Source organism: Methylicorpusculum sp. (genome assembly GCF_030651835.1).
GTDB lineage: Bacteria > Pseudomonadota > Gammaproteobacteria > Methylococcales > Methylomonadaceae > Methylicorpusculum.
In genome coordinates, this window is sequence record NZ_JAUSBX010000156.1 from 1 (window position 1) to 11809 (window position 11809).

An 11809-nucleotide genomic window follows, 5' to 3' on the forward strand; every position below is an offset into this window, starting at 1 on the left:
CTGGTTCGGCTAAGGGTATCAATGCTTTTGATTGGCCATCACCCAATGGGTGAGTCATGATCTCTTGCATAAGCGCCTCATTCTCAATTGATATCAATTACTTGAGATAGTTTAGCAAGTTTTAACTGCTCTTTTTAGGATAAAGCATTACAGATAGCGGACGACAAAAATATTCCCTTGAATTCGTTAGAAGGCTTCATCAGGCAAATTATGGGTTGGCGCGAGTTTATCCGTATTGTTTATGAACGGGAGGGCGTCAATCAACGGACCAAAAATTTCTGGGGCTTTGAAAGAAAGATACCAGAAAGTTTTTGGCTAGCTACGACGGGGATTTTCCCGGTCGACAATGTGATAAAAAAACTCCTGCAAACGGGCTACAGTCATCATATCGAGCGGTTGATGGTCATCGGCAACTTTATGCTGCTTTGTGAATTTCACCCTGATGACGTCTATCGCTGGTTTATGGAAATGTACGTGGATGCCTATGATTGGGTGATGGTACCTAATGTTTATGGCATGAGCCAATTTGCAGATGGCGGTCTGATGACCACCAAACCCTATATCAGCGGCAGTCATTACCTGCTGAAAATGAGCGATTATCAAAAAGGCGCATGGACTGAAATTTGGGATGGCTTATTCTGGCGCTTCATGCATATGCACAGGGATTTCTTTTTGAAAAACCCACGGCTGGGTATGCTGGTTAAAACGTTTGATAAAATGCCGGAAGAGAAAAGAAAGAAACATCTCGAGGTTGCTGAAAACTATCTAAACCAACTGGATGAACGATAAATGAATCCGCGAAAGTATAAACTGCTCTTTTTGGATAACGCGACACAACACCTCATTAATATTCAACACCTGCGAAAACCTCGTTGACATTTACCGGGAAGAACAGGATTTTGTCGGCACATCGTCAGTAATTCCCAGTTTGAGCTTTTTAGCGTTAATTAGGAGCAAGGTAAGTCTGGCGAGACAGGCCGTGAACCCATCCATGGGGGCTTGACGATAGCGATACTGCTATCGACATCCTAGCTAAACTCACCTTACCCACTTCTTTGGTGTCAAATTGGGAATTGCTGACACATTGTCGCCCGGTCAGTCTTTACGCAATTGATCGCGGATAGGCAACTGGCGAATGCGTTGACCGGTTGCGGCAAAAATGGCATTGCACAATGCCGGAGCAATTGGCGGCAAACCTGGCTCGCCTACTCCTCCTAACGGCGTGTCATACTCGGCAGCCGGAAGAAGATGTACCCGAATTTCGCGCGGCGCATCATCCATCCGGGTCAGCTGGTAGGCATGAAAATTATCCTGCAGCACCGCGCCTTCCCTGAAACTGATTTCGCCCAGCGTGGCCAAGCTGACGCCCATAATACAGGCCCCCTCAATTTGCGATCGGATACGTTCAGGATTAACCTGCGGTCCGCAATCCACGGCCACATCAATGCGGGGTATGCTCAATTTACCATCCTCGCTGACGGCAACCTCAACCACAACCGCAACATAGGTGACGAAACTATAATGAGCAGCAAGACCTAATCCCCGGCCTTTGGAAAGCTTGCCTCCCCAATTGGCTGCATCGGTAACAGTTTCTATCACGCGGCGCAGACGGCCGGTGTCGACCGGATACAACACCGGCGATTCGCCTTGATTCCAGGTGTCGCCAAGGGTACGCGGATCAATCCGCCGCGGCGGACCGATCAGGTCGAGCAGATAATCCTTGGGATCGCACCCTGCTGCCGCAGCCAGCTCGGCGACGAAAGACTGGATAGCAAAAGCATGGGGAATATTGGATACTGAGCGAAACCAGCCAATCCGGGTATGTGCTTCGGCTTCCGGATTTTCTATGCGCAGATTGGCAATGGCAAAAGGCACATTGATAACCCCCATGCTCAGCTCCATCGGCATTTGGTGCTTGCTGTCGGGACCGAAAGTCGATGAAATAGTCGGTGCTACCGTTCGATGCAACCAGGCTACCGTATTGCCCTGACGGTCCAGTCCTGCTTCCAGGTGTTCAACCGAAACCGTATGGAAATAAGAATGCTGCAGATCGTCCTCGCGGGTCCAAGTCAGCTTGACCGGTTTGCCATCCATTACCTGCGATAACAGTGCTGCCTCGATGACATAATCCGGTTTGGATTTGCGTCCGAAACCTCCGCCTAACAAAGTAACGTGTACAGTAACATCATCTTCCGATAGCTTAAGCCATTTGGCCACGCGCTCCCTGGACACCTGAGGAGCCTGTGTGCAGGCCCATATTTCGCATTTTCCATCAACGATTTGAGCGGTTGCCGCGGGAGGTTCCATCGGAGCCTGGGCGAGATGCGGGGCGTAATATTCGGCTTCCACACGCTTGACAGCACTTTGCAAAGCAGCATCGACATCGCCCTCGCTGCGAACCACTTTACCCGGTTTACGCGCAGCGGCTTCGAGTTCCGCCTTGTACACCAGAGAATCGTAGCTTCCATGAGGCCCCTTTTCCCATTCAATCTTCAGCGCATTGCGTCCCTGGATGGCCGCCCAGGTATTACCGGCAATTACCGCGATGCCGCCTAAGGGATTGTATTCAGCTGGCGGAGGACTGCTTTTAAGCTCGATCACCTTGACCACTCCCGGCACCTTAAGAGCTTCGTTGGCATCGTAACTTAAAAGCTTGCCGCCAAATACGGGAGGGCGTGCGATTACAGCATAAAACATGTCTTTGAGACGGGTATCGATGCCGTACTGCGCCCGGCCGGTAACCATATCCTGCCCGTCATAAATGCCGACCTGACCCTTGCCGATATAGCGAAAGTCCTCCTGTTTTTTCAGATGCAGGGTTTCCCGATCCGGTACCGGCAAGTTTGCCGCTGCTGCGGCCAGTTGCCCATAATCGAGGACTCTGCCGGAGGCTGGGTGAAAAATTTGATGCTGCTTGGCAATGACTTCCTGAACCGGCACTTGCCAATGAGCTGCCGCAGCCGCCTCCAGCATGGAACGGGCTGCCGCGCCGACCCGGCGCATGGGCATAAAGAAATGACGCATGCTGCGGGAGCCATCAGTATCCTGATTACCGTAAAGCACTTCGTCGCCGGGCGCTTGCTTGACATGAACACGCTGCCAGTCAGCTTCCATCTCGTCGGCAACCACCATTGGGAGACTGGTACGTATACCCTGTCCCATTTCCGACCGGTGGCAAATAATGGTAACCGTACCGTCGGTTGCTATTGCAACAAACACCAGCGGATTATCTACCCAGCCATGCGGCATGGCGTCCGCGCCGTATTTCTGCGGGTCCGGAGAGACGGCAGTTTCGTCTGCTCTTGTCAGCATAGGGAATCCGGCAGCTAAGACCAATCCGGTGAGAGCCAGATCCTTGAGAAAGGCACGTCGGCTGATATTGGCAATCAGCAGGCTGCCGTCGTCAGCGTTTAATTCAGCACTATCCAATGGCTTTTTCATACGGTGACCTCCGATATCCCTGCGGCCTGTTTGATCGCTGCGCGTATACGGCAATAAGTCCCGCATCTGCAAATATTGCCGCTCATTGCTTTATCGATATCCGCATCGGTGGGTTTAGGCGTTTGTTTGAGCAAGGCCGTAGCTGCCATTATCTGGCCGGACTGGCAATAACCGCATTGCGGAACACCCAGCGACATCCAGGCATCCTGCACCTTTTTTCCGATCTCATCCTGACCGATGGCCTCTATCGTCACAATCTTCTTGCCTACTGCGGCCGAGATAGGCGTCACGCACGAGAGCGTAGGCACGCCATCAAGATGCACTTTACACGCGCCGCATGAAGCGATGCCGCAGCCGAATTTGGTTCCGGTTAATCCCACGAAGTCGCGTAAGGCCCAAAGCAGGGGTGTGTCTGCAGGCAAATCGATCTTAATGGGTTTATCGTTGATAGTAAGCGTGGTCATCGGGTGTTTCTCCCTCCAATAGTTGGAGTAAAAGGCAGCTGCGCCTCATGGTTTAATTGTGGCACGAGTATCATTCGACATCTTACCCGGGCACTATATGACAGTAAAGGCATCCGGTTTATGGTTAGCGGGTTGAACCAAAATCAGCGCTCGCTGGGTGCATTATTCTGTAACGCCAGGCAACCCCTTGTTCAAAGGCTCGCCTTGGCCTCCCCGCCTGACCATGACTATTTCACTGACGATGGACAACGCGATTTCTTCCGGCAGCTTTGCTCCCAGGTCCAAACCGGCCGGCGCTCGCACTCTGGCAAGACTGGGCCCTGTGAAGCCTTCTTTCTCTAATCGCGTCAGTACCAGGCCCGCCCGTTTGCGACTGGAAACCAGCGCGATATAAAGGGCCTCTGATTCTAATGCGCGGGTTAGGGAATCATAATCTCCTTTGTGATGAGTGGCTATCACAACGAAATCCCCGGAATTTGGCTGCAATTGCTGGTAGCGGCTATCGTCGCTGATGACACGGAGAGCTGAAGGAAAGTTTTCCGTGGAAGCCTGCGAATCATTGACGATGACATCGAAACCCAACCGGCTGGCGAAGTCACAAAGATTTTCCACAATGCGTCCATGCCCCATTAGCCAAAGCACAGGATTTGGCAATACCGGCTCGACGTATACCCGCATACTCCCCCCGCACGGCATTCCCGCGCCGAAAATTTCGTCATTCAGATCGATATCAATCACGCAAGATTCTCCGGTTTCAAAACATTCAAGCGCAGCCTGGGAAACCATCGCCTGAGCACAACCACCGCCGACCCAGCCTGCGATAACCTTTCCCGAACGATCAATCAAGGCCTTGGCAGCGGGTTTTGCCGAGGATGAACCCAGTATTTCCACTACCGTCGCTAAAGCATAAGGACGGCGCTCTCTGCGAAGTTGGATCTGCAGATCAAGAATATCCGGGATCATAATCGATTTTTATAGTTGGTCATGAGATTCAAATCCTCCGGTTTATCAATATCCTGAAGCACTCCCGGATCATCACAGTCAACAATGCGGATTTGCTCATGATAAGCCTGAATGACTGATTTTGCCCCCGCATCGCCGCTCAAAGCCAGCAGAACCGGGTATAACACCTGTGAAAAGCCAACCGGGTGACCGCGTTTGCCTTGCCAGCCTGGCGCGGCGATTATCGCTCCCATTCTAAGCGTATCCGCTACCTTACGAATGGTTGACGGCGCTATCCAGGGCATGTCTGCCAAGGCAATCAACCAGCCAGCCGCATCCGGACTCGCCCGGATACCGAATACAAGACTTGCACTCATGCCTTGTCCGGCCTCTGCGCATATCCGGACCTCAGCACCTTCGGCCTGCAACTGAGCAGCCAGTGCCTCGCCTCCAGGACGCACAACGGCCAGGACACAATCAGTTCCAGCTAATAAATTGCGGCAGGCACGCACCGCAATCAGGTCGCCATCAGGCAAACGTTGGGTCAGTTTGTCTGAGCCAAAGCGCTGGCTGGCACCAGCGGCCAGCAAAATTCCGGTAATCGATCCCATTAGTCTAAATGCAAGGGAGAGCGCTTTGGCTCTCCCATTTATGGATTATTAGGGTCATATCTAGCGTCAGATGAATGGAAATGGATCAAGATAGGTGAATAGTACCTTGAAAGTAACTACTCGCCCGCTGTCAATTGAGGGTGTAGGCACTTGATTTCAAAGGACGTGTGAATACCTCCCTGTAGCTCTCTGCAACATCCCTGTTGCAGAAGCCTTTTCAATCAAGAGCCTACACCCAATAAAATGCAAGGGGTGAGCAGAGCCCTTTGAAATAATATACCGATCATTGAATATTCCAGCGGCGGCAAACTCATTCGCTCCTGAAAACGAATATCAACTGTTATTACCTGCCAAATCGCTTGGACCTTATCACCGGCTTTCTTGATTAGCAAGCCTCAAGCTTACCTGCAATCCCGATTTCGGCAAACCCTGTCTTTAAAACAGCTTTGACGGCTTACTGCGAACCGTGAAAAACAGCCTGCTGATCAGAAACCCTCCGCTATTTTGTCGCAGGCGGCAGATCAGAACTACGCGAAAGCTTGCAGGCTTCATACAAACGGGCTAATTCCAGGAGACTGGATGTACCGGTTTTTCTCATCATTCTCGACCTGTGCACCTCAACTGTCCGATGACTGATGCCCAACTGATAGGCAATTTCTTTATTGGAAAGGCCCGATACGACCAGTGACATGACCTCCAATTCTCGCGAAGTGAGCTTGTTCAACCGCTTAAAGAGCGTTTCCTCAACCATTGCCTGCGCGTGCCGCTGGGATTCCTGAAGCAGAACTTCATGAATCTTTTCGATCAGCAGCTTGCTGGCTACGGGCTTGGTCAGAAAATCTACCGCTCCGGCTTTGATGACCCGGACTGAGGTGGGGATGTCGCCATACCCGGTCAGAAATATAATAGGCAATGTACTATTTCGACGAATGAGTTCGGCCTGCAATTCGTCGCCGGTCATATCCGGCATATTGAGGTCCAGCACCAGACAACCCGGCTTTTCCGGACAAAAAGTTTGAAGAAAGTGTTCGGCACTCTCAAATGTCTGATACGAAAAACCAGCCGTTTCCATGACATGTCCGAGGCTGTCACGAACCGCATAATCGTCATCGACAATATAAACACAGGGGTGAATACTCATATTACGCAGGGCAAAGTAAAGTGGATACTGAGACCGTTACCGGCATTTTGTTCCGCCCACATTTTTCCACCGTGAGCTTCAATCAAAGATCGGCTTATCGCGAGCCCCACGCCTAAACCCGCAGGTTTTGTACTATGGAAAGGCTGGAAGATTTTTCTAAGCGCTGCAGCATCCGGAACACCTGTTCCGTTGTCACACACGGTTATCAGTATCATGGCCGGATCGGCATCGTAAACCTGCGTTGTTACATTGATTTCCCCGGTGTTTAGATCCTGTTCCTCTATGGATTCCAATGCATTACGCATCAGATTAATCAATACTTTTTGTATTTGGAGTGCATTGGCATTAACCAACGGCAAACCCTGGGCCAGATTCAGCTCAATGTTAAAATCACCCAACAGCCCGTCAGCTTTCATCAAATCGATTGCCTCATGAATCGAGGCATTGATATCCATCGGCGCACTAACGGTTTCGCCTTTTTGTAACAGGGCCAATAATTGCCTTATCACTTTACCGGCGCGCAGCGCTTGCTGCGAACAATTTTCCATTAACTGAGCCAGTTTTTGCGGGTTCGGTTCCCCGGTTAGTAGTATGTGTAGCGCCACATCAGCGTAAGACGAAATTGCGGTCAGAGGCTGGTTCAATTCGTGTGCAATCGCTGCGGCGGTTTGGACCGCAACATGCTGGCGAAACGCTTGCTCCATTTTATTACGCCGCTCGCTGAGTTCCCTTTGCTTTATGTAGTCGGTAATGTCCAAATTGATACCGAGCATACGATAAGGGTGATTGTTTTGATCGTACAACAATACGCCGCGCGAATGAATCCAACGATAGGAGTTATCCCTGTGCCGTAGGCGAAACTCCAGTTCATAGTTTGACTGAAGACCCGACATGCACTTATCTATTATCCCCAGGACAAAAGTCCGGTCTTCCAAATGCAAACGATGCACCCATTCCTCTCGCCGGTCGAGTAATTCGCTGCCCTCAAAACCGAGCTGCCGTTTTGATTCGGGCGATAAAAATAACTTGTGTGTCATCAAATCCCAGTCCCAATACCCCGCCTTTACCTGATCGACGACCAGCGCGAGTCGAGCTTCGGAATTGCGTAGTTCCTGTTCGGCTTGACGGCGTGCGGTGATATCCTCGAAAGAAATCATAATTCCCCCGATCTCACCGGCCGGATTGGTCCAAGGATAAACCGCCCATCGCAACCAATGCTGGCTGCCGTCAGCCTGTATCCATAAATCATCATCGTTTCGCAAACACTCACCGGCCAGTGCTCGCTGGTGAGCGTCTTTCCATTCAGGGGGTAAATCCAAGTTTACCGCGTAGTGGTTAAGCCCAGTCAACTCATCATAACCTCTGCCGAATTCCTCTATCCACCGATGACTGGTGACCAAATAGTTCATGTCACGATCCAACATGGCAATGCTGAGCGGCGCCTGCTCGACAAACAGCCTAAGCTGCAATTGGCTTTTTATTAAAGACTCTTCGGTCTTTTTAATTGCCGTAATATCCAGAAATGCACCCACGGCACCTCGCGGCTCGCCTTTTTCGTTAAACAGCGGCGATGCATTGCTGAGAACCTTCAGCCATTGGCCACCAGGAAGAATGACATCCATAACCATATTGGTGACTAATTCGCCATGGCCGGCTCGTTGCATGGGTAGCTCATCAATGGCCAGCTCGCGTCCATTTTGCATGACACAAACGCCCGCCATCGAAGCACTATGCTTAGACAGATCAGCGCCTTCCGGCAAGCCGAACATCTGTTCATTCGCCCGATTCCCCCTGATATGGTAACCCTTCACATCATTGGTGATAGCCAATCCGATTGGCGCAGTATTGAAAATAACCTGCATTTCCTCTATTCGATTCAACAACTTTTGGTTCAATGTGGCGATTTTATTCTCGGCCAGCTTTCTATCGGTAATGTCGACAATATGCACAACAATACCTTTAACTCTTCCGCTTGAATCTTTATTGGGAATATAGGTGGCATGCACCCAGCGCGGTTTGCCGATTCCATAAGGAATTTGCTGATCAAAATTCACCGTCTCCCCTGCTCGCGCCCGTTCCAGATAAGGTTGAACGATTTGCCAGGCCTCTTTGCCGATAATATCCTGAGCTTTTTTACCGGCGATTTGATCGGCAGAGATATTGAACCAGTGTTCATAGGTCGCATTGACGCGTAAATACCGGAAATCGGTATTGATATAGGATATGAGCGCCGGTGTTGCATCCATGATCAGACGTAATTCGTTTTCCCGTTCGAATAATGCAGCTTCAGCCAATTTACGTTCGCTAACGTCCTGAACATAACCATGCCAGAGAATACTGCCATCCAGCTCGCGTAACGGCAGCGAATAACCTTCAAGCCATACTGCACCCTTGGCGGGATGGTTGTATCGCCAGATATCTCGCCAGGGTTGCAGAGTACGAGCAGATTCAGCAATAGTGGCTTGGATATGCCCGATATCATCGGGATGAATACGCGCAAAAACCGGACTAAAATCTTCAGCTAACGCTTCAGGACTGAATCCGTAGAGGGATTGGCTAGAGGGATTGGCATAAGGCATGCAGGCCGAACCATCGGGACGTAAGCGGAATGAGCAAATCAGCCCGGGTACCGATGCGGCAACTTTGGTTAATTGATCCTGTAATCTTATCCGCTCTTTCAAAGCAAATTCGGCTCGCATGACCTCCGTCACATCACGCAGAATAGCGGTAAACGTCGGCTCTCCTTCTTCATCACACCGAGACACAGAGGCTTCGATAGAAAAAACCTCGCCATTGACGCGCAAACCGTTAATAGCTAAACGGCCTCCGCCATTAGAATACAGCGGCCCCATTGTACTAAAGCCGGATGAATGTGAACCATAAGAACGTGACCACTTTGGAATAAACTGATCGATAGAAAGGCCAATCGCGTCCTCGGCTTTACAGCCGAACATTTTTTCCGCTGCTGCATTAAATAGAGAAATGCGTTGATGGTTATCGATTGTGACAATCGCATCCATTGCCGATTCGAAAATGCCTGAATAACGCCGCTGACTTTCCAGCAATGCCCTTTCGTTTCGCTTAAGTTCAGTAATATCCTGCGTGGTGCCGAATCCACCCAGCAGGCTGCCCTTGTTATCAAACTCCAGCACGGCCTTTTCACGCACCCATTTCACTTGGCCGTCAACAACCAAGCGATGCTCAATATCGTAAGGCTCCCCCTTTAATCCTGCTTGCCACATTCTGTCGACGTATTCACGATCATCGGGATGCACGATAGCTAGAAAATTTTCATAGGTCATCGAAGTACCCTTGGGAATTCCAAAGATACGGTAATTTTCGTTGGACCAGATCAATTCATTACGCAACACATTTAAACGCCAGCTGCCAATCTGGCCGACAGTTTGAGCATGATCCAAATCTTGCTGACTTGTCCACAACGCTTTGGCTATCCTTCTATGACAGTAGGTTGTGGCAATCATAACCGCCGAGACAAAACCAAAGCCTGCGTTCAAAATCAAAATGTCGTAGGATTCGGTTCCCGCTGGCAACAAAATAAGCGCATTGACGGAAATTAAAGACAAAGCCGCCACGAGAATACCCGGATATAGACCGAGCCAGAAAGAGATCTGAATGATTCCAAAAAAAAATAACAGAAATGCGGCACGTTCGCCAATTACCGGAATATAAATTGTCGCCATCGTAGTGGCGGTAACAGCCAGCAAAGCCAAGCCGTATCGCACCCAAAAAGGTTGGGAGCTTAGATTGAATAAAATGGAATAGCTCTCGAATGGCATAAAGGCTTTACGATAAGGCATCAAAGTTTCAGTATTGAATAGTAAGGTATGGCTCGATACAGTCACTAATTACCTCTAACAAACAGGTTTTGGTCCGGGAAATACTGTACGGTTTAATCAGAGGCAGGAGATCAATTTATTGCACACGGTCTACGTTGGCAACAAAAATAGACCACTGCTTTTACTGAAGTTCAAACAAACGAGAGGGACGAATTGCCTGTTTAATGCCTGCCCAGTTTGTTTGCCTATAAATCGCGGAAAGTAATATTAAACTTCGTAAAGACTAAACCAAGACGATTACAAAATAAATACGTATGAGCACTTAGTGCCTTTTGTTGACAAGGGCAGTCAGTCTACGAAATGTATAAAATCATGACTGAGGTTGAGCTACGCTGTTGCTCGTTTGACGATTAAATTTGTCATTTTTCTTGTTGGCAGAGTTAGCCCAATAATCGAAGTGACAAACGTTAAATATCAACGGAAACGGCGATAGAGATGTGTCAGAAGTGATTCAGGATTAATCCGTTCAAAATGATTCTTAAACGGTTCTTGTGGCTTTTAGATGATTGGCTTTTTTAAGCCTTTGATTAAATTGGTCGGGACGAAAGGATTTGAACCTTCGACCCCTTGCACCCCATGCAAGTGCGCTACCAGGCTGCGCTACGCCCCGACTGTTTTAAAGGAGGTGAATCATACTGTATTTTGAACGGCTTGTGAACTGAAAACCGGCTTATTATTCGATTAATACATCAGTCCACAGCTTTGATGGGATCGCTTTATTTAAGCAATTCCAATATATCTTCTAATTCGCCAATCATTTGGTGAATCAGTTGTTTGGAACGGGTTGTATCTTCTTTGACATTGTCACTGGACAAATGCGCACGGGCTCCGCCTATGGTGTAGCCCTGTTCATAGAGTAAACCCCGAATCTGGCGAATCATCAACACATCGTGCCGCTGGTAATAGCGCCGGTTGCCTCTTCTTTTAACCGGTGCCAGCTCGGTAAATTCTTGTTCCCAATAACGCAGTACATGAGGCTTTACCCCACATAGTTCACTCACTTCACCGATAGTGAAGTACCGTTTTGCCGGTATCGGCGGCAATTCGTTATTATTACTCGGTTCCAGCATACGCTTCTACCCGTGCCTTGAGTTTCTGTCCTGATCTGAACGTCACAACACGACGGGCAGTAATGGGAATTTCTTCTCCCGTTTTGGGATTTCTTCCCGGCCGACTACTTTTATCTCTTAATTCGAATTTACCGAATCCGGAAATTTTGACTTGTTCTCCGTTTTCAAGAGAGCCTTTGATTTCTTCAAAAAAAAGTTCAACTATTTCTTTTGCTTCACGTTTGTTTAAACCCAACTCTTCAAACAATCTTTCTGCAAAATCAGCTTTCGTTAATGCCATAGA

The 11809-nt window shown here is 49.3% G+C and carries 9 protein-coding genes and 1 tRNA gene; 1 reads left to right on the plus strand and 9 read right to left on the minus strand.

The window, feature by feature from the left end:
• Positions 1-177: 177 nt before the first annotated feature.
• Entirely contained in the window at positions 178-789 is a 612-nt protein-coding gene (locus Q7V32_RS20025; RefSeq protein WP_304898739.1) for an FAD-binding domain-containing protein, read from the plus strand.
• A gap of 306 nt (positions 790-1095) precedes the next feature.
• Here the strand turns inward: Q7V32_RS20025 and Q7V32_RS20030 are convergent, their stop codons facing one another.
• The 9 genes from Q7V32_RS20030 to ihfA form a co-directional block, all read right to left on the minus strand.
• The gene (locus Q7V32_RS20030) at positions 1096-3441 is read right to left on the minus strand and encodes a xanthine dehydrogenase family protein molybdopterin-binding subunit (protein WP_304898740.1); all 2346 of its coding nucleotides are present in this window, start codon (positions 3439-3441) and stop codon (positions 1096-1098) included.
• The gene (locus tag Q7V32_RS20035) at positions 3438-3905 is read right to left on the minus strand and encodes a (2Fe-2S)-binding protein (protein ID WP_304898741.1); all 468 of its coding nucleotides are present in this window, start codon (positions 3903-3905) and stop codon (positions 3438-3440) included. Before Q7V32_RS20035 ends, Q7V32_RS20030 begins: the two co-directional genes overlap by 4 nt.
• Positions 3906-4067: 162 nt before the next feature.
• Entirely contained in the window at positions 4068-4868 is an 801-nt protein-coding gene (locus tag Q7V32_RS20040; RefSeq protein WP_304898742.1) for an XdhC family protein, read from the minus strand.
• A complete protein-coding gene (locus Q7V32_RS20045; protein WP_304898743.1) occupies positions 4865-5458 on the minus strand; it encodes a nucleotidyltransferase family protein in 594 nt (197 codons plus the stop codon). Before Q7V32_RS20045 ends, Q7V32_RS20040 begins: the two co-directional genes overlap by 4 nt.
• Before the next feature lie 499 nt (positions 5459-5957).
• Positions 5958-6599: a response regulator transcription factor gene (locus Q7V32_RS20050; protein WP_304898744.1), complete on the minus strand. Its 642-nt coding sequence runs from the start codon at positions 6597-6599 to the stop codon at positions 5958-5960.
• Positions 6596-10462 (minus strand): PAS domain S-box protein, encoded by a 3867-nt coding sequence (locus tag Q7V32_RS20055; protein ID WP_304898745.1) that lies wholly within the window; start codon positions 10460-10462, stop codon positions 6596-6598. The genes Q7V32_RS20050 and Q7V32_RS20055 overlap by 4 nt, the downstream gene beginning before the upstream one ends.
• A gap of 527 nt (positions 10463-10989) precedes the next feature.
• Positions 10990-11066, minus strand: a tRNA-Pro gene (locus Q7V32_RS20060).
• Between the two features lie 106 nt (positions 11067-11172).
• The gene (locus Q7V32_RS20065; RefSeq protein WP_159653741.1) at positions 11173-11526 is read right to left on the minus strand and encodes a MerR family transcriptional regulator; all 354 of its coding nucleotides are present in this window, start codon (positions 11524-11526) and stop codon (positions 11173-11175) included.
• A complete protein-coding gene (ihfA, locus tag Q7V32_RS20070; RefSeq protein ID WP_159653743.1) occupies positions 11510-11806 on the minus strand; it encodes an integration host factor subunit alpha in 297 nt (98 codons plus the stop codon). Before ihfA ends, Q7V32_RS20065 begins: the two co-directional genes overlap by 17 nt.
• Positions 11807-11809 lie beyond the last annotated feature (3 nt).

Excerpts from the sequence above, each read along its gene's own strand:
- Q7V32_RS20030 (WP_304898740.1), bottom strand. The coding sequence starts at position 3,441 with ATGAAAAAGCCATTGGATAGTGCTGAATTAAACGCTGACGACGGCAGC.
- Q7V32_RS20035 (WP_304898741.1), bottom strand. The coding sequence starts at position 3,905 with ATGACCACGCTTACTATCAACGATAAACCCATTAAGATCGATTTGCCT.
- Q7V32_RS20040 (WP_304898742.1), bottom strand. The coding sequence starts at position 4,868 with ATGATCCCGGATATTCTTGATCTGCAGATCCAACTTCGCAGAGAGCGC.
- Q7V32_RS20045 (WP_304898743.1), bottom strand. The coding sequence starts at position 5,458 with ATGGGATCGATTACCGGAATTTTGCTGGCCGCTGGTGCCAGCCAGCGC.
- Q7V32_RS20050 (WP_304898744.1), bottom strand. The coding sequence starts at position 6,599 with ATGAGTATTCACCCCTGTGTTTATATTGTCGATGACGATTATGCGGTT.
- Q7V32_RS20065 (WP_159653741.1), bottom strand. The coding sequence starts at position 11,526 with ATGCTGGAACCGAGTAATAATAACGAATTGCCGCCGATACCGGCAAAA.
- ihfA (WP_159653743.1), bottom strand. The coding sequence starts at position 11,806 with ATGGCATTAACGAAAGCTGATTTTGCAGAAAGATTGTTTGAAGAGTTG.